Here is a 16,787-nt window from a genome sequence, read left to right on the forward strand (position 1 = left end):
CCTTGATTTCCAGACAAAAAAGCCAGCGCCGTCTGTGTAATCAAACGCGCTGGTTCTTATCTATTTTTCACGCTAAAATGTACGGTTTAACCTCTTTTATTTAAAAATTCTCTGATTTCACCTGGACTTTGGTTCGTTATTTTTAATGATTAAACCAAGCTTTAAACAGCGAATCTACACCCTTTTTTATCTCTTCATCAGACAGTCCCGCAAATCCAAGCAATACATAAGTCGTCTTGTTTTCATTTGCACTATGATAATAAATAGCCGTTGGATAAATCGTTACCTCTTGATTGGCAGCTGCTTCAATTAGTTTCTGCTCACTCATTCCGTTTTTTACCCTAAGAAGGATATGCAAGCCAGAATGTTCTCCGATAACATCTACACGTTCTTCCATAATGGTAGTCAAACAATCTAGCAGCAGCGCTTGTTTTTTACGGTATGTTGTTCTCATTTTATTCAAGTGACGTTCCCAGTGTCCTTCTTTCATAAAAAGAAAGAGCGTATACTGATGAAGTCTTGAAACAGGCTGTTTAAAAAGTCCACAATGCTTCACATAGCTTGTAAGAAGCCGATGTGGCAGCACAGCATAACTTATTCGAAGAGAAGGCATCAACGATTTTGAAAATGTCCCTGTATAAATAACGCGATCGTCTTGGTCAAGTCCTTGAAGTGCCGGAATTGGTTTTCCTTTATAGCGAAATTCTCCGTCATAGTCATCTTCTATGATATAGCCGTTCGCTTCCTTCGCCCACTGTAGTAATTCAAGCCTTCTTGCAATCGGCATGACCATACCAAGAGGAAACTGATGAGACGGCGTAATGTACACCGCATCCGCTCCGCTGGCTTTCAACTCCTGAACTTTCAAGCCGGAATCATCAAGGGAAATAGGGAGAACCGACATGCCTTGTTCTTGAAAAACGTGCCTCGTTCGGTGAAAACCTGGGTTTTCGAACCCAATTATTTTTTCTTTTCCCAAAATGACAGAAAGCAACCACATGAGATACTGTGTACCTGCACCTATTACAATCTGCTCTGGTGTACAGCGTACTCCTCTTGAATGGTAAAGGTACGCTGCAATTTCTTGCCGAAGAAGCAGTTCGCCCTGAGGATGTCCGCTATAAAAAAGCTGGCTTTCCTCATGATAAATAGCTTGCACCGTTAGCTTTTTCCACGTGTTATACGGAAATTTTTCTACATCTATCTTTCCGTGGCTAAAATCAATGACAGCCGATTTCCGTTCTTCTTGCGGCAAAGAGACATAGGCGGGAGGCTGTTCTGAAAGCACTACTTCATTTTTTATCTCTTTTACAAACGCTCCTTTTCTAGCTAGTATCTCGATATAGCCCTCTGCTTCTAACTGTATATAAGCTGCTTCAATTGTATTTTGGCTAATGCTTAAATGAAGAGCTAGCTTTCGTTTAGAAGGCAGTTTTTCATGAGGCAAAATAGTACCTTTTTGAATTTGTTTCTTTATGTAGATATAAAGCTGCATGTATAAGGGATCTGCTTTTCTTTTATCAAGCAAAGGCATTAACTCTAACATGATGTTCTTTCCTTTCTAACTGATACTATCAAAATTACTTTTTCTGACACTTACTCTCAGTTCAGTTTCTTCATATACTGGACTATATCTTATAACCAAAGGAGATGACACAATGACCATCACGTATAAAACCAACGTCCCAATCCGTGCAGAACAAGCTGCTGAAGTGTTTGTACATTCAGGTATTAAACGCCCTGCACAAGATCTTGATCGGATTCAAAGAATGCTTGATCACGCTTCTCTTACCGTTACCGCTTGGAACGACAGCGAGCTCATTGGCATAGCCAGAGCGTTAACGGATTTTAGCTACTGCTGCTATTTATCGGATTTAGCGGTCGTAAAAGACTATCAAAAGCAAGGGATTGGTACACAGCTCATCAAGCAGGTCCAATCAGAAATCGGCGAAGAAACCGCGCTGATTTTACTTTCTGCACCTTCCGCTATGAACTACTATCCAAAAGTCGGCTTTCATCAAATTGATAACGGATTTAAAATTGGCAGAATTAGATAGAGGCGAAGAAAGGAGCTTCTCCTTTCTTTTTATCCAAACGCCTGAGCTCCTATAGCAAAAAGACTGCCATTTCCAGCAGTTATTGTGTTCAATCCATCCGCCATAATAGGAGGCTCATTTTGAAGCTGAAATCCGTGATTTTCTACAAGTTTCTTTAACGTTTTCGCATGAGAAGACAGGTTGATTCTCAGCTTTTCTTTATAACCTTGCGCCAGTTCATCAATGACTAGCATCGCTGCTTCAGCGCTCAGAGCAACTACGGGAGCAATCACGAGATTACTCGGAGTGCGAACTGCTAAACCGTAACTTATTGTTTTATTTTGTTCGTTTTGTAAGACAACTGCTTTTTCAGCTTGCTGATGACTATCATTCAATAATCCGTGAGTTCTCATAATTAAATAGTACAGAATAAATAGAATATTTTCTACATTATTTATACGTACCGATAATCCTTAAAATAAACTGATGATAAAAAAAGACCTCTTTCTAAGAAAGAGGTCTCTTCTTTTATTTCACTAGCTTTTGCTCAGTCGCAGCCGAACCTTGACTTCGTTTATGGAATCCTTTTGCATAGTACGCGATAATAAGACCGATAAACCATAATGGTCCAATGATAACAGCAATTCTTGTATCGGGATTGTACGCCATAAGAACAACCACAAGCGCTAAAAATGCCAGTGACACATAAGACGTTAACGGAAATAAAGGCATCTTATATTTTAACTTTGCCTCTTCACCCTTTTTTAACGTTTTGCGATACTTAATTTGAGAAAGCAAAATAATTCCCCATGTCCAAATTGCACCGAACGTTGCAATGCTTGTTACCCACGTAAATACTTTGGCAGGCACAATATAGTTTAACGCTACTCCGACTAATAACGCACCCGCTGATGCTAAAACAGCTTTTCCTGGTACGCCGCCTTTTGTAAGCTGGCTGTATCCTTTTGGCGCTTCTCCGTGTTCTGCTAAGTTAAACAGCATACGGCCTGTACTAAAAATACCGCTGTTACAAGAAGAAAGAGCTGCTGTTAGCACAACAAAGTTAATAATACCAGCCGCCGCTGGAATGCCGATTTTTTCAAATGTTAATACAAACGGGCTTCCCTTTAAACCAATTTCTTGCCACGGATAAATTGACATAATGACAAATAATGCACCGACGTAGAAAATAAGAATACGCCAGAAGACGGAATCAATCGCTCTTGCTAGAGATTTTTCCGGATTTTTCACTTCTCCAGCGGTAACGCCAATCATTTCAATTCCTAAATACGCAAACATGACCATTTGCAGCGACAGCAAAATGCCTTTGAATCCGTTCGGGAACAGTCCGCCGTTGTCCCATAAATTTTTGATACCGGTCGCAACGCCTCCGTTGCCGATTCCAAACACAATCATTAATAATCCAACAGCAATCATTAACACAATTGCTAAAATTTTAATAAGTGCAAACCAAAATTCCAGTTCACCATATGCTTTAACAGCTAAGAAGTTAACGGTTGTCATGATGACAAGCGCCGATAACGCCCAGATCCAGTTTGGTACATCCGGATACCAATACCCCATATAAATACCAACGGCTGTAATTTCAGCCATACACGTAACAACCCACAGAAACCAGTAATTCCACCCTGTTAAATAACCAGCAAGCGGCCCTAAATAGTCGCGCGCATACTTACTGAATGAACCTGCAACAGGTTTTTGAATCGCCATTTCTCCAAGCGCTCTCATAATAAAAAACATAATCATTCCGCTAAATCCGTACGCTAATAATATTCCCGGCCCTGCTAATTTAATAGCGGATGCAGATCCAAGAAACAGCCCTACCCCTATGGCTGCTCCCAAGGACATCAGCGTCACATGCCTTTCTTCTAACCCGCGTTTCAATTCTTTCCCCTGAGTTTTCCCCTGCATAAACGTCTCCCCTTTTTCCAATCTGTCAAAACGAGATGAACACAGCCTTTTTGTTAGCGCTTTCATACAAGTTCGTGCTAAAAGACAGCTAGGCTGTATATTTGTATTCTATCACCTTTCTCTCACTTTTCTTTTGTCGAAAAACAAAAAAATTATCTTATTATTTTGTTTAAACACACAACTAGACGTTTGTACTGCTTTTTTAATATGTATTTATTATTTCACCTAAATAATAGCATTTTAAAAAAATAGAAAAACGCCGACTTAACTCGTCAGCGCATCGTTCATTTTATGCTTTTTTGTGAAAACTAGCATCTATCTCGCGGGTTCAAAAGTTTTACAGCCAGGTTCTTCCGTGTCAGAAACATGGTGACTACTTTCAGGACTCACAACGTAAATGGACTCTGCACTGCATTTGTTTCCGGATTTCCAATACATACACTCATTCACTTCACATAATACACCTTGGGCCACTGTTATCCCTCCTTTGCTTGTCTTATCTCTTTCTTACCCGAAATAAAACGTTTCTAACATTTGCACGCAAGAAAAACCGCTTGTTTATCAAGCGGCTTTTTTATTGCGTGTGTTTAACATACTGTTTTTTAGCTAAATATAACTCACGGCTCAGCGTGATTCGTCGTTCTCTCAGGTCACTCAATTTAGCCTAAAATTGTTCGTTCGTTGGCTCTTCTTGAATTAAACGGTACGTAAAAGATATATCTTCATTTAACTGTTTAAAGTCTTCCCATATCTCTTGAACTAGTGCTGATTGTTTGTCTTCAAATGAGCGATTCTGCTGCGTTTTTAGCGCGGCTAAAATTTCACACTGCCACGTTTCGTCTTTTATTACTTTTGCTAATAAATATAGGTCTAAATAATCATCAATGCTTAACGCCGTTTGTCTATTGTTCAATGTCCTCACCTTTTCTATACGAAATGTTTCTTCGTAAGAAGAGGATTTCATTCTAGAAAAAGATTCCTCTTCTTATCTGTCAGAGCTAGGCTATGCTGGAATTAGCACCATTCAATAATTGTGGTTGCTGAGGCTTCAAAGGGCCAGTCCCTCCACCTCTCTAGATAAGAATATTTCGCTTTTGAATTATTTCTGACTATTCTAATATGTTTTATAGGTTAAGTCAATAGTTTTCAATAAAAAGAAAAAAGAAGTAAAATATGGTATGCTTTCATAAAGGATGGTGAGCACATGAAACGATATATGTTATCTGCTTTTTTGGGAAGTTTGCTGCTGCTGCTTAGCATTGCTTTTTCATCTACTTTCCACATTGCGATTGTCAAAACAACCGGAAGCATCGGGGGGATTATTTTAGCAGCAGCAGCTTTAGTTATGAACGCACTAGAAGATTCCCCCTCCTCACATCACACAGGTGGAGGATCTGTTGAAGCACTGGATAAAGGCGCCGTTTGGGCTACTTATCTACTTTTACTTTCATTACCAAACCTCATCGCATGTATAACATCTTATGTTTTATGGACTCGCTGATATTCACCAACGTTACGAACGTTTTATCACCTGCAGGCTCATTGATATTTGCTTTTCTACAAAGCCAAGTTCACGATACACCTGCTGTGCAAAATTCCCAGCGTGAACGCTTAGCCTGATTTCAGGGTATCCTTTGGCAGACAATTCATTGATTGCTTTTCGCATTAATGGCTTAGCTAAACCTTGCCCTCGGTATTCCGATAAAACATATAACTCGTAGATAAAGCCAATTTCTTCTTTTGAAAAGAAGTCGGCAGATGGACCGGCAAGAACCCAGCCTGCAAGTTTATTCTCTTGTCTAGATATTAAATAATAACATCCTTTTTCAAGGGCATTATCAATTAGTTCACTTACGCGTTCAGTTGACGGATGAAACTGCTTCTTTGTTCCTTCAAACAGCGCATCAGCAGATTTCATCCGAATTTCCTGTATTTCTTCTTCAGTAGCTTTTACAATCATTACAATCTCTCCTGTCGTTTTCCACACGCACGGATAAATCCCTGCCAAAAAAGTCCTCGCCTAAGCGAAGACTTTTATTTAAATTCAAAATGCTCTTGGTGATTTCCTTGTTCGTCCGTCCAGTTAATCACAATGTCTAAACTCGCCGCTTTTCCAGGAACAGCAAAATTCGCATAGCGAAAACGCTGACCGCTTTTCCTTAAGTTAGATCTTTCAATCGGAGAAAATAAGCTGTATTTTGCTTTATTTTTTCCTTCGTGCCGAAAAGCTTGGACCTGCACGCGCTCTACATCTTTTCCAATGTTTTCAACGGTTAATCCATATGTATGATAGACGTTATTTTTCCACTTTAGCTGATTATCTCCTGTCATGCTCGCTTTTGTCAGTTCAACCGACCATTGTTCAGAGGTTCTCTTCAATGGAAGCTTTTCAATAGAAAGAGCATTAACATGAATGCCTGCAAAAGCAAGCCAAACAAAACAAAAAGTGCTGACTGTATAAAGTAGTCTTTTCATAGATTTTGATCTCCTTAGAAATTTTAGTAGTAGCATCTCCTGTTACCCTAAAAAATATGATAAACATTTTAACAAAAAAAGCCTCTCCATTTAGGAGAAGCTTCTTATTAATGCATAAGCAAATCTTTTTGTTTGTCTAATGAATGTTTTGTATATAAATCTCTTTCAATCGCATATTTGGGACGCTGTTTCACTTCGTTAAAAATCTTGCCAATGTATTCTCCCACAAGCCCTATTCCCATCAGCTGCAGTCCGCCTACAAGCCAAATTGATAAAATAATAGACGTCCAGCCAATTTGTGTATGATCTAAATATTTTTGGATCAGTGCATAAATACCAAATGCAATACTAAAGAGAAAAGAAGCCCCTCCAAGCAGCGTTAATAACCGTATAGGCGCTACGCTAAAAGATGTAATTCCGTCAAATGCAAAAGCGAGCATTTTCTTTAGCGGATATTTTGATTCACCGGCCGTCCGTTCTTTGCGGTCATATGTGACTTCTGTAGAGCGAAACCCTACTAATGGTACAAGACCTCGTAAAAAGACGTTTCCTTCTTTATATTTCATGAGTTCGCCAAGAACACGTTTGCTCATGAGACGAAAATCAGCGTGATTTTGAACGAGCTGAATTCCTAGCTTATTCATAAAACGGTAAAACCCTACTGCCGTGGTTCGTTTAAAAAATGTATCGGTTTCTCTGCTGTCTCGAACACCGTATACGACTTCATACCCCAGCCAATATTTTTCCACAAAAGTGCGAATGACGTTGATGTCATCTTGCAAATCTGCGTCAATGGAAATCACGCAGTCAGATTGTTTGTAAGCTGCTTCTAGTCCTGCCAGCAAAGCATTTTGATGTCCTACATTTCGCGCTAGCTTTAACCCTTTTACTAACAAATTGCTGCAGCTTTCTTTTTCAATAAGCGACCACGTGCTGTCTTTACTTCCGTCGTCTACAAATAAAATGGTACTTTCACTTGATACAAGACGTTCACCTATCAGTTCTTTTACTACAGTTGTTAATTGAAATGACGTCTCGTTTAATACTTCTTCTTCGTTGTAGCACGGAACAACAATCGTTAAAATAGGTCTGTTCATTTTATTACCCCCTTACTTTGCTTCATATACATACACTTTCCAAGCAGACTGCTTATCGGTAAATGCTTTTAAAAAGTGCAAACCGTCGCTTTCAGCATTTTCGATTGGCACAGCTGAAAAGATATAGCGACCGCCCATTTTTTTAAACTGGTTAATATCAAGCTGCAAATGATGGATTTTTTTTGTTGAGTCTTTTCGGTAATCATATTTTTTCCCTAGTTCGCTAACAAACACATAGCAGCGGTTGCCCCAATGATCATAGTAGCTTTCTAGTTTTTTATTTTTATCAAGCTCTTTGGCAATAATTTTGCGAAACTCATGTTTATACGTTAACGGATAGAAGTTGTTATACGTATCTAGTGTATAAAAGCCGTTATACTGAGCAATTGATGGATGAAGCCCGATGCTTGCTACCCGATAAGCTGATTTAGGTTTTCCAATATATCTGCTAATTTCATCGAATTGATGCACAGCATAAAATTCTTTAAATGACGGCTCATGATTGTAGCGATAGTAAAGTTCAGGGTTCGCTATAAACAATACAAGCAGCTGTAAAATCAGACATACCCACACAAACTTTTTCCACGCCTTGCTACGCTTCCATAAAACATAGCCACCAACTGCAAACATCAAATAAATAATGAGCGGGCGTAAAAAATGAAATCTAGCAAAATTGAACGTATTTAAAAGCTGAAATTTTTCTTTTAGCGGCTCCCATCCTTTATAAAACCAAAACGCATACCAAATCGACAGTAGTAGATTAAGAATAAATAAGTGCAAAAACGTTTTTTCAAGCTTTCCCTTATGATTCCGAGCAACAATCCACAGTACGACAAAAGAAAGCGGTAAAATCACAAAGGTATGAAGTGTCATTACATGTGTATGCCCAAGCGTATAGTTCTTCAAAGCAAGGCGAATGGAATGTCCAAAGCTTAGTGTAGAGCTTAAAAATTCATTTCGACTCGTCGGGGCCTCCGGAAATAAAAGAGAATCAACAAGCCGGTATTCAATGAGCAGAAAGACAGCGGTCATCGCTGCAATACTGCTTAAAAAAGGAATATTCCAAGCTCGTTTTTTTACTGCATCTCTTAGCCATAGCATTCCCATCGCCGCTAAAAAAAAGAAAAATCCGAGCACAAAACTCGCGTAAAACGGAAGCAGTAAAAGTGTAAGCCATTCCTTCCACGTTCCTTCGCGGTTTCGAATGGTTAAAAACGCCCACAGCGCCAGCGGTTGTCCTAATGTACTGAGCATGCCCGATGGCCAAAAAGGAGTAAGTGCAAAAGCAAGTGATACAAGCACTTGAATCGCATAAGCATCTTCGCTTTTGGTAAAATGCTTTTTTAATAATAAATACATTCCAATTAAAGCAAATACACGCGTGATCGTTTGGCTGATGCTGTACGCAAGCATGCTAGGAAATAAACCGTATAGCCACTGAATACCGCTAAATTCTGTTCCAAACGTATTTCTCGGCAACCCATTAATAATTTGAGGTAACACGGCATGACTAGAGCCAAACAGCTCCCCGCTTTGATGCAGAACTTTATACCACGTAATATTTGAGTCTAAATTATCGTGCACGCGTATATGTGAATTTTCCCCAAGTAAAAACATAGGGGATACATACGCAAGCAACAAAAGGAAAGCGATAATAAGCAACGTGTTTTCTTTGTTCATAGCTGTTTCTTTCTTCATCTGTTAACACCTATTTCTATTTCATAATTACTAAAAACTAATCGTGTATGGCGACTGCTTCTTTTTTTTCGTTGAACACAACATATTTTTGACCCGTATAATTTAAAAGCGTATACAGACCTGTTCCAACTAATATACCAACGTCTTTTTTGAACGGGCGCACAACAGCAGGAAGTTGGTGCAATAACCAGCTGGAGACCTGCAGTCCGATATAGTAAGACAAGCCGTAGCAAACACCAATAACCAAAATAAAACGCAGTATGCTTTTAGATACATCAACTCCGCTTTTAAACGTAAATATTCGATTTAACACGTAGCTGACGACTGCTCCCGCTGCGTTACCAACAAACGTTGCTATCCAGTAATGATGAAAGAGATGAAGCAGCACATACATAATGGAGAGACCTACTCCTGTATTGATTAGCCCTACTACTAAAAAACGTCCAAAATATCCTTTCATACAAACTCCTTTTGATTTTGATACTTTCATGAAGATTACATATTATGACTTTAAATACAGTTTTAGTGTAGCAACTCCACTTAAAAATCTAATGAAAATAACATTAAAAACAGATGAAAAAAAGCTAAAAGAATCAATAAAAATCACAATTCTTTTAGCTATTTAGTAGAGCCTTCAATAATTAATTTTTGATCACTTTGATTGTCAAAGGCATCCACTGCTGCTACTTCTATTTGATACGCAGTATGAGGCTGCAGACCTGATAACGGAAGACTTAAGACATCCGGAACAGGATCGCTATAATATTGAGAAAACGCATTATATGTTTTGACAACTCCTCCAGTTTCTTTATTTTTGACGGTAATGCGGTAAGAATGAACCATCAGATTATCCACCGCTTGCGTAAATTGGATATAAAGCTGATTTGATGAAGCTTTTTCTTGTATAACAGAAATAGTAGAGCTTGGAAGGAAAATCGGTTTTACTAAATCTCGTTCATTCGTATAGTGAAACTTTTTTGCATTTGCAGGTATGTCAATTTCCCACGCTTCTCCCGTCCATTTGTTTGCGTGAAAATCCCGCCTTTTAATTACGACTTTTCGGTTATACACCTCTACAAGAAGACCTTGACTCACATCTCGATAGCCAGGAGGAAGTTCACCTTGTAAATATCCGGCACCGGGCCATATATACCGAACAGAAGACGTTGCAAGAGATGTAAAATCTCTTTGAAAAATAGTACGAGGGTCGTCCAACGGATGGTGGGTATGACCAGAAAATGTAATGACTTGCGGATAAGGTTTTAACGTATTGTAAAGAAGCTGTTCATTCACTTCTATTCCCCATCTATTTTTTCCGTACAGTGTATTGTTAATGGGCTGATGAATAAAGACAAAAATTGGTTTTTTAGGATCATCTCTCTTTGCTATCTTCAACTGTTCACCAAGCCAGTTAATTTGTTTGATCGAATAATCACCGGCGGTCAAGCGGCTCTCTGTTCCAAGCATGATAAAATGGTATCCTTTTATCACTTGATGAAAGTAAAGAGCTTTCATTTTGGTTTTAGATAAAAAACGCTGCTGCGCTTGCTGATTGGTTACACTGTCTCGATATTCATGATTACCAATTGTAAAAAGAGATACGGCCTGCGACTGTTTATTTTGATCATAAACAGCAAAAAAGCGTTCGTATTCTTTTAACGCGCCCGTATCGGCCAAATCTCCTACTACTACAAATGCATCTTGTTTTGGTGCCTGTTCATTTAATTGTATTAATGCATGTTGAAAAGTACGCAAATCAGGAGTTCCTGTTTCCTTAATATGAACATCACTGATCACAGGAAAAACTAGCTTTGGTTCGATGTATCCACTTCGTCCGCTCTTCTCCTCGGCTCGTACGTTTAAGGTAATACCGCATATAAGAACACTTATTAATACGAAAGCAAGCCAGTCTTTTTTCAGCGTTTCCATAAAACCGCCGAGCATGATGCTTCCTCCTTTCTTCACTGCTGCGTCTCAATCATTTTCTCTACGTGTATGAGCTTTTATTTTATGTAATTTCAAAATATCTAATCGTACAGTTTCAATATTTCTTTTAGCGTTTGTGCACACTATGTTCGCAATCAATTCATTACACTTTTGCTAGTCATAGTGGTATGATTTTCGTATATTACAGACTAATTGTTGAAGATGTAGGAGTGAATACTTTGAAAACGGTCGCTGTTATTGGAGGAGGAATTACGGGCTTAACAACTCTGTACTATTTGCAGAAACTAAAACGAGAACGTAATCTCCCGCTTAAATTATTATTGTTAGAGAAACATTCCCATCTAGGAGGGAAAATTAATACGCGTGAAGCTGGAGAATTTATCATGGAAACAGGAGCAGACTCTATCGTAGCTCGAAAAGAAAACGTCATGCCTCTGTTAGAAGAACTATACTTAACAAACGATTTGGTATATAACGAAACGGGAAAATCGTTTATTTACTCAGCTAATGAGCTTCTGCCAATTCCTGAAGATACTATGTTCGGTATTCCAACAAGCGTGGAATCTCTTTTTAAAAGCGAGCTGATTTCTTCAAAAGCTAAAATTACTGCTTTAAAAGATTTAATCACAAAAAATACAACGTTTACGAAAGACAGCTCAATTGGACTCTTTTTAAAACACTTTTTAGGAGAAGAGCTAGTAGAAAAACAAATTGCTCCTATTTTATCAGGCGTCTATTCAGGCGATTTAGACAAACTCACGATTTCTTCCACTCTCCCGTATCTGCTCGACTATAAAAACACGTACGGAAGCATTATCAAAGGGATGGTAGCCAATGAAAAGAAATTTAAAACGGCAGGAAACAAAAAATTCATTTCGTTCAAACAGGGTTTATCAACGATTATTCATCGCTTAGAAGAAGAGCTTTCTGACGTAACGATTTTAAAAGATACGCCAACCACCAGCATAAAACAGGACGGTGAGCGCTACCGAATCAGTACGCCGGAGCAAGACTTTTCAGCGGATTACGTGGTGTTAGCTACACCGCACACGGCTGCTCAGCACCTGTTGAACGATCCGACGTTAAACGAAGACTTTGAGCAGTTAAAAGATTCTTCTCTAATTAGCGTGTATGTCGGCTATGACGTTCCAGATGAATCCCTCCCCGCTGAAGGCACTGGGTTTATTGCCTCTCAATCAAGCAACTTAATCGCCAATGCCTGTACGTGGACGAGCAAAAAGTGGGCTCACACTTCTAAACGAGGGAATTTGTTAGTTCGCCTGTTTTATAAAAGCACGAGTCACCACTTTGACAGCTTGCGGTCGCTGTCAAAAGAAGAGCTGCTAGCAATGGCACAAAAAGATATTGAAAACAGCTTAGGCATTAAAAAGCAGCCCATTGAAAGCGACGTAACCAATTGGGATAAATTGATGCCTACCTATCACCTTAAACACGGTGAACTGGTACGCAACTTGACTCAAAAATTGCATGACAAGCACCCCGCTATTAAATTAGCCGGCTGTTCCTATTATGGAGTGGGGATTGCAGCGTGTATAACCAACGGCAAACAAACTGCTGAAGCTATCTTTCAGCAGTTGGCTTAACCGAGATGTGAAGACAATAAAAGGCCTGAAAATAAATATATTATTTTCAGGCCTTTTATTACCTTTTCGTTAGCATATAAAGCTACTTTCCTTACTATTAACAACTCTTTTATCGCTTTTCTTTTTGCAAAGCAGCAGTAGCAAACAATACAAGATAGCGCTCGTCTGAAGTTAATCTAAGCCAGTGTTTCACTTTATATCTCACAGGTTTCCGCTCCCTTCCTTTAAGGTTTTATATGAAAAGACTTTATATAAACATTCAATAACGATAAGAAATGATGCTTGATATGTATTTTATTCCCACCCCCATCTGTTTACAAACTTTTTTAAACGCAAGACTCTTCGTTTATTTCCCCGAAAATAACACCGTTTTCGCCATCATCATCCTACTATTAGAGAAAAACGTGTACATTTTTTTCCTAATTTGACGAACATTGCGATAAATAAAAGCTGCCAACCGCGGCAGCTTTTATGTTAAAGGACTAATCTAATTGTATTACCTGATGGATCTTTTGTGACAAATCCCTGGCTTTCTTTATACAGAGTTGCTCCTATTTCACGAAGCTGATTTATTGCCTGCTCTCTTGCTTCTTCCGTTGGAAAAACAAGCGTAAAGGACTTTAAACCAACGCTGCTTTCTCCAGGCTCCGGCGCTCCAATTCCATTCCAAACGTTCAGTCCGATATGATGATGATAGCGCCCTGTTGAAATAAACAACGCTTGGTTATGATAATTGCTCACAACGTCGAAACCTAATCCATTCCGATAAAAATTTTCCGTTTGCCTTAACTCAGAAACGTGGAGGTGAATATGCCCCATTAAGGTAGCGGAAGGCAATCCGGTCCAAGGTTTACCTTTTCCTTCAGCTAATATCGCTTCTGCATCTAAAGGTTTTGTAGCCATCAATACTTCACTATCATTCCATTCCCATGTATTTGAAGGACGATCTCGATAAATTTCTATGCCATTTCCATCTGGATCCGCCAAGTACAGCGCTTCACTCACTAGATGGTCAGACGCTCCTTGAAGCGGATAACCGCTGTTTAACAAATGCTGCAGAATACTTCCTAAATCAGAACGAGTCGGCAACAATAGAGCAAAATGATACAAACCTGTTGTACGAGGCTGTTTTGCTGTAACGTTTTCCGGCTGCTCAATCGCTAACAGCGCCGTGCGTCCATCCGCTGTTAACAAAGCTTTGTTCTCTTTTCTCTCTAAAAGTTGAAAGCCGATCATTTGTTGATAAAAAGCAAGTGAGCGCTCTAAATTTTCTACTTTTAAATTTACTTGTCCAACGAATACATGCGGTGCACGGTGAAAGTTCATAATCATTTCTCCTTTAAAACACGTCATTTTTTAATTAACTTACTTTATGTAACTTATTATATTTTTATAAGTTAGTTTAGTCAAGTTATTTATTTTAACATTATAACCTTAATCAAAAGCATATCGCGGTACAACAAATTAATTAAGCCCGCCCGCTCATAGCACATTATGAGCGGGCGGGCTTATGTATCATTATGTATAAACTATTAAAACAGTTCTCTGCTTCTGCGTTTGATGTTTCCATTAACAAAATACTGTATTCTTTCTTTTTGTACATTCGTGGGCTTCTTATGCGTTTCATATTCAAACTGAAAAAATGCTTTTTCTGCGTCTACTGTATTTCCTACAATTTCTCCGATACCATTCAATTGGTTTAAATCTTCCCAAAGTTCCTTATGAGTTTCAGGATGACAATGAGACGAGAGATAATACTGCGCATCAAATTGTTTAAGCACTCTTTGGAGGCGTTCAAAGTCTTCTTTGTCATAACTCCAATCACCGCTATAAAGATCTGGACATAGACAATCACCTAAAAACAGGACTTTTTCTTGCGGTATGTAGACAATGGACGAGTCCTGCGCATGTCCCCCTCCAATATGCTGAATGCGACAAGTGATTCCACCTAAATCAATTTCCATATGATGATGAAACGTTACGTCCGGCTCCTGTATAATTAACGTCTCTCGGCTGGGCATTTCTTTCTTTATCATATCCCGGCAAAATTCTATTTCCTCGCCTTCTTGGACGCGTTTATCCAAAGAATCATCGTCCCAGCGCAGTGTCTTTAAGTAGGCGAGTTTTTTCTTCGTCAAATGATGGCCAATTGTATACTTGTTCATTGCATGAATGCCAAATGTATGATCCCAGTGCCAATGCGTAATAGCTACTCCTTTGATTGGAGGGGCTCCTATTTTTTCAACTTCTTCTAAAAATGATAATGCATGCGCAGGAGAATTCCCAGCATCTACGACGAAGCCATACTTCTCTCCGCATATAAGCCCGAGCACCGGTCGATCCGTTTCTTCAGAGTGAGGAAAGTAGTAAACGTGGTCGGTTAGTTTTTTCAGCATATTTACACCTTCTTTATGTAGTTTATTTGATAGCCTTTTCACCAAATGGTAAATAATGATAAATAAACTGTATCATACTCGGTGCTGCTTGCCTATCCCATTAGCTTATATTCGACTTTTCTTGAAGAGCTACGACTTTTTCCGGCTCTGCTGCTTTGTACTTTAAAAATACCATCACACTAATCATCACAATCATCCCCCCCACTATTTGAGAAGCTGTTGTCATTTCTCCGAGCAAGAAATAAGCGAGAACGATTGCCCCAATTGGCTCGCCTAGAATAGCCATTGAAATCGTTGTAGCACCTACATACTTTAACAGCCAGTTAAATAAGGCATGGCCAAAAATATTGGGAATAAGCGCTAAAAGCAAAAAGATCCACCAGTCCTTTACATCGTACTGAGTCAGCGATACATGTGTCCAAACATTGTAGACAAATAGAACCAGTCCACCGATTAAAAAAACGGCGAAGCTATAGATGATTGGAGGCATTTTCCTGCATAAGTCTTGCCCCGCCAGCATGTGAACAGAAACAGCTACTGTACCTAAAACGGAAAGCAAGTCTCCGTAGAGAGCCGTTTTAGATACTCCGATATCTCCCGATGCGATAATCGCCGAGCCGCTAACAGCGATTAAAATGCTGATGATTCCTACTTTGCTTGTTTTTTCTTTAAATAAAAAATAAGCTCCTATCACTACGAAGACCGGCTCGAGCGCAGTCAAAATCATAGCGCTAGCAACTGTTGTATGTGAAAAAGACTCCATCCAAAACAAAAAGTGAAGTCCTAAAAACACGCCTGATGCGGCTAGCATTATCCATTCTTTTACAGTACTATTTTTTAAAAGACCGTTCATTTTTCCCCATGGCAAAAACGGCAAGAACAGCAAGACTGTAAACAGAAGCCTATACATCCCTAAAATAGAAGCTGGAGCATCCGACCATTTAATTAAAATAGAAGAAAAAGAAACGGCTAATACACCTACTAAAAGGAAGAATGCAGGCGGTAAAGGAAGAGTTGACTTATTCATGCAATCACTCCTTTTAGACTGTCTTTTTTCATATTTGCTACAGGAATATCCACTCCGTCTCTATGTACGATTTCTGTTTCTTCTATGTAAAAACCGATTGATTCATACAAAGCTATATTACGAGAAATATTCATTCTTACCTTGCATGATAAACTTTCTTTACCACACTCTTTCGCGTATGTTTCTAACCATTGAATAAGCCGCTTTGCCATTCCTTTTCCTTGAAAAGCAGGAATAACCGATAAGCGGTAAAAATATAAGCTCGCTTCTTCTAGCGTAAAACGCGCCATTGCTACAGGGCTATCTTCGACATATAAAATGACAGCTTGTTTTCCTTGTTTTAACGATTGCGTAATAGATTCTATCGTTTCATCAAGAGCACTGGATGGTGGCACAGAATCACGATATATGGAGAAAGCTTGCAGCATAAGATTGTGAACTGTAGCAGCGTTCTCCGGTTGTGCTAAACAGTACTTCATTTTTTTACCTTCTTTCTATAAAAATTAACTATGTTGAATCATTATACAACACCACCTATTTTTTTCCTACATCATTTATTAATTTTTATCAATTAG

18 protein-coding genes and 1 riboswitch are annotated in these 16,787 nt (G+C 38.9%); of the genes, 3 read left to right on the plus strand and 15 right to left on the minus strand.

Translation table 11 applies throughout. The features are described from left to right. Positions 1–142: 142 nt before the first annotated feature. A complete protein-coding gene (locus ACLHDF_RS03950) occupies positions 143–1,546 on the minus strand; it encodes a PLP-dependent aminotransferase family protein (RefSeq protein WP_413917706.1) in 1,404 nt (467 codons plus the stop codon). 112 nt (positions 1,547–1,658) lie between these two features. Here ACLHDF_RS03950 and ACLHDF_RS03955 point away from each other — a divergent pair, with 112 nt between their 5' ends. Beyond that, on the plus strand, positions 1,659–2,057 hold the full coding sequence (locus ACLHDF_RS03955; RefSeq protein ID WP_413917707.1) for a GNAT family N-acetyltransferase: 399 nt from the start codon (positions 1,659–1,661) through the stop codon (positions 2,055–2,057). A gap of 29 nt (positions 2,058–2,086) precedes the next feature. On the opposite strand, the gene ACLHDF_RS03960 is transcribed toward ACLHDF_RS03955, so the two are convergent. The 4 genes from ACLHDF_RS03960 to ACLHDF_RS03975 form a co-directional block, all read right to left on the minus strand. Further along, entirely contained in the window at positions 2,087–2,431 is a 345-nt protein-coding gene (locus ACLHDF_RS03960; protein WP_413917708.1) for a hypothetical protein, read from the minus strand. Between the two features lie 133 nt (positions 2,432–2,564). Next, on the minus strand, positions 2,565–3,968 hold the full coding sequence (gene alaP / locus ACLHDF_RS03965) for an alanine permease AlaP (RefSeq protein WP_413917709.1): 1,404 nt from the start codon (positions 3,966–3,968) through the stop codon (positions 2,565–2,567). Positions 3,969–4,283: 315 nt separating this feature from the next. Next, positions 4,284–4,442 carry a DUF1540 domain-containing protein gene (locus tag ACLHDF_RS03970; RefSeq protein WP_116514611.1) on the minus strand — a complete coding sequence of 53 codons (159 nt, stop codon included), beginning with the start codon at positions 4,440–4,442 and terminating at the stop codon, positions 4,284–4,286. Positions 4,443–4,632: 190 nt separating this feature from the next. Further along, entirely contained in the window at positions 4,633–4,881 is a 249-nt protein-coding gene (locus ACLHDF_RS03975) for a hypothetical protein (protein WP_413917710.1), read from the minus strand. Between the two features lie 69 nt (positions 4,882–4,950). After that, positions 4,951–5,052, minus strand: a riboswitch (SAM riboswitch). Positions 5,053–5,172: 120 nt separating this feature from the next. Here ACLHDF_RS03975 and ACLHDF_RS03980 point away from each other — a divergent pair. Then, entirely contained in the window at positions 5,173–5,469 is a 297-nt protein-coding gene (locus ACLHDF_RS03980; protein WP_413917711.1) for a hypothetical protein, read from the plus strand. 12 nt (positions 5,470–5,481) lie between these two features. Here ACLHDF_RS03980 and ACLHDF_RS03985 read toward each other — a convergent pair whose 3' ends face one another. The 6 genes from ACLHDF_RS03985 to ACLHDF_RS04010 form a co-directional block, all read right to left on the minus strand. Beyond that, positions 5,482–5,928: an N-acetyltransferase family protein gene (locus ACLHDF_RS03985; protein WP_413917712.1), complete on the minus strand. Its 447-nt coding sequence runs from the start codon at positions 5,926–5,928 to the stop codon at positions 5,482–5,484. A 74-nt stretch (positions 5,929–6,002) separates the two neighbouring features. Continuing rightward, complete coding sequence (locus ACLHDF_RS03990; protein ID WP_413917713.1) at positions 6,003–6,443, minus strand: hypothetical protein; 441 nt, start codon at positions 6,441–6,443, stop codon at positions 6,003–6,005. A 107-nt stretch (positions 6,444–6,550) separates the two neighbouring features. Then, the gene (locus ACLHDF_RS03995; RefSeq protein ID WP_413917714.1) at positions 6,551–7,540 is read right to left on the minus strand and encodes a glycosyltransferase family 2 protein; all 990 of its coding nucleotides are present in this window, start codon (positions 7,538–7,540) and stop codon (positions 6,551–6,553) included. A 12-nt stretch (positions 7,541–7,552) separates the two neighbouring features. Beyond that, complete coding sequence (locus ACLHDF_RS04000; RefSeq protein ID WP_413917715.1) at positions 7,553–9,238, minus strand: DUF6044 family protein; 1,686 nt, start codon at positions 9,236–9,238, stop codon at positions 7,553–7,555. Between the two features lie 37 nt (positions 9,239–9,275). Further along, complete coding sequence (locus ACLHDF_RS04005; RefSeq protein ID WP_413917716.1) at positions 9,276–9,698, minus strand: GtrA family protein; 423 nt, start codon at positions 9,696–9,698, stop codon at positions 9,276–9,278. 158 nt (positions 9,699–9,856) lie between these two features. Further along, positions 9,857–11,182, minus strand: a complete 1,326-nt coding sequence (locus tag ACLHDF_RS04010) for a metallophosphoesterase (protein ID WP_413917717.1) — start codon at positions 11,180–11,182, stop codon at positions 9,857–9,859. Between the two features lie 221 nt (positions 11,183–11,403). Between ACLHDF_RS04010 and ACLHDF_RS04015 the strand changes: the two genes are divergently transcribed. Further along, positions 11,404–12,789 carry a protoporphyrinogen oxidase gene (locus ACLHDF_RS04015; RefSeq protein ID WP_413917718.1) on the plus strand — a complete coding sequence of 462 codons (1,386 nt, stop codon included), beginning with the start codon at positions 11,404–11,406 and terminating at the stop codon, positions 12,787–12,789. A gap of 474 nt (positions 12,790–13,263) precedes the next feature. On the opposite strand, the gene ACLHDF_RS04020 is transcribed toward ACLHDF_RS04015, so the two are convergent. The 4 genes from ACLHDF_RS04020 to ACLHDF_RS04035 form a co-directional block, all read right to left on the minus strand. Then, complete coding sequence (locus ACLHDF_RS04020) at positions 13,264–14,115, minus strand: VOC family protein (RefSeq protein ID WP_413917719.1); 852 nt, start codon at positions 14,113–14,115, stop codon at positions 13,264–13,266. A gap of 206 nt (positions 14,116–14,321) precedes the next feature. Then, entirely contained in the window at positions 14,322–15,185 is an 864-nt protein-coding gene (locus ACLHDF_RS04025; RefSeq protein WP_413917720.1) for an MBL fold metallo-hydrolase, read from the minus strand. Between the two features lie 100 nt (positions 15,186–15,285). Then, positions 15,286–16,212 (minus strand): DMT family transporter, encoded by a 927-nt coding sequence (locus ACLHDF_RS04030; protein WP_413917721.1) that lies wholly within the window; start codon positions 16,210–16,212, stop codon positions 15,286–15,288. Further along, entirely contained in the window at positions 16,209–16,691 is a 483-nt protein-coding gene (locus tag ACLHDF_RS04035) for a GNAT family N-acetyltransferase (protein WP_413917722.1), read from the minus strand. The genes ACLHDF_RS04030 and ACLHDF_RS04035 overlap by 4 nt, the downstream gene beginning before the upstream one ends. Positions 16,692–16,787: the final 96 nt, after the last annotated feature.

This window comes from Priestia megaterium (assembly GCF_046599315.1).
Taxonomy (GTDB): domain Bacteria; phylum Bacillota; class Bacilli; order Bacillales; family Bacillaceae_H; genus Priestia; species Priestia megaterium_F.

What these genes read in the sequence shown, in the direction of transcription:
- ACLHDF_RS04025 (WP_413917720.1), bottom strand. Translation starts at nt 15,185, where the DNA reads ATGCTGAAAAAACTAACCGACCACGTTTACTACTTTCCTCACTCTGAA.
- ACLHDF_RS03980 (WP_413917711.1), top strand. Translation starts at nt 5,173, where the DNA reads ATGAAACGATATATGTTATCTGCTTTTTTGGGAAGTTTGCTGCTGCTG.
- alaP (WP_413917709.1), bottom strand. Translation starts at nt 3,968, where the DNA reads ATGCAGGGGAAAACTCAGGGGAAAGAATTGAAACGCGGGTTAGAAGAA.
- ACLHDF_RS04035 (WP_413917722.1), bottom strand. Translation starts at nt 16,691, where the DNA reads ATGAAGTACTGTTTAGCACAACCGGAGAACGCTGCTACAGTTCACAAT.
- ACLHDF_RS04005 (WP_413917716.1), bottom strand. Translation starts at nt 9,698, where the DNA reads ATGAAAGGATATTTTGGACGTTTTTTAGTAGTAGGGCTAATCAATACA.
- ACLHDF_RS04000 (WP_413917715.1), bottom strand. Translation starts at nt 9,238, where the DNA reads ATGAAGAAAGAAACAGCTATGAACAAAGAAAACACGTTGCTTATTATC.
- ACLHDF_RS04030 (WP_413917721.1), bottom strand. Translation starts at nt 16,212, where the DNA reads ATGAATAAGTCAACTCTTCCTTTACCGCCTGCATTCTTCCTTTTAGTA.
- ACLHDF_RS04020 (WP_413917719.1), bottom strand. Translation starts at nt 14,115, where the DNA reads ATGAACTTTCACCGTGCACCGCATGTATTCGTTGGACAAGTAAATTTA.
- ACLHDF_RS03985 (WP_413917712.1), bottom strand. Translation starts at nt 5,928, where the DNA reads ATGATTGTAAAAGCTACTGAAGAAGAAATACAGGAAATTCGGATGAAA.
- ACLHDF_RS04010 (WP_413917717.1), bottom strand. Translation starts at nt 11,182, where the DNA reads ATGCTCGGCGGTTTTATGGAAACGCTGAAAAAAGACTGGCTTGCTTTC.
- ACLHDF_RS03995 (WP_413917714.1), bottom strand. Translation starts at nt 7,540, where the DNA reads ATGAACAGACCTATTTTAACGATTGTTGTTCCGTGCTACAACGAAGAA.
- ACLHDF_RS03950 (WP_413917706.1), bottom strand. Translation starts at nt 1,546, where the DNA reads ATGTTAGAGTTAATGCCTTTGCTTGATAAAAGAAAAGCAGATCCCTTA.
- ACLHDF_RS03955 (WP_413917707.1), top strand. Translation starts at nt 1,659, where the DNA reads ATGACCATCACGTATAAAACCAACGTCCCAATCCGTGCAGAACAAGCT.
- ACLHDF_RS03990 (WP_413917713.1), bottom strand. Translation starts at nt 6,443, where the DNA reads ATGAAAAGACTACTTTATACAGTCAGCACTTTTTGTTTTGTTTGGCTT.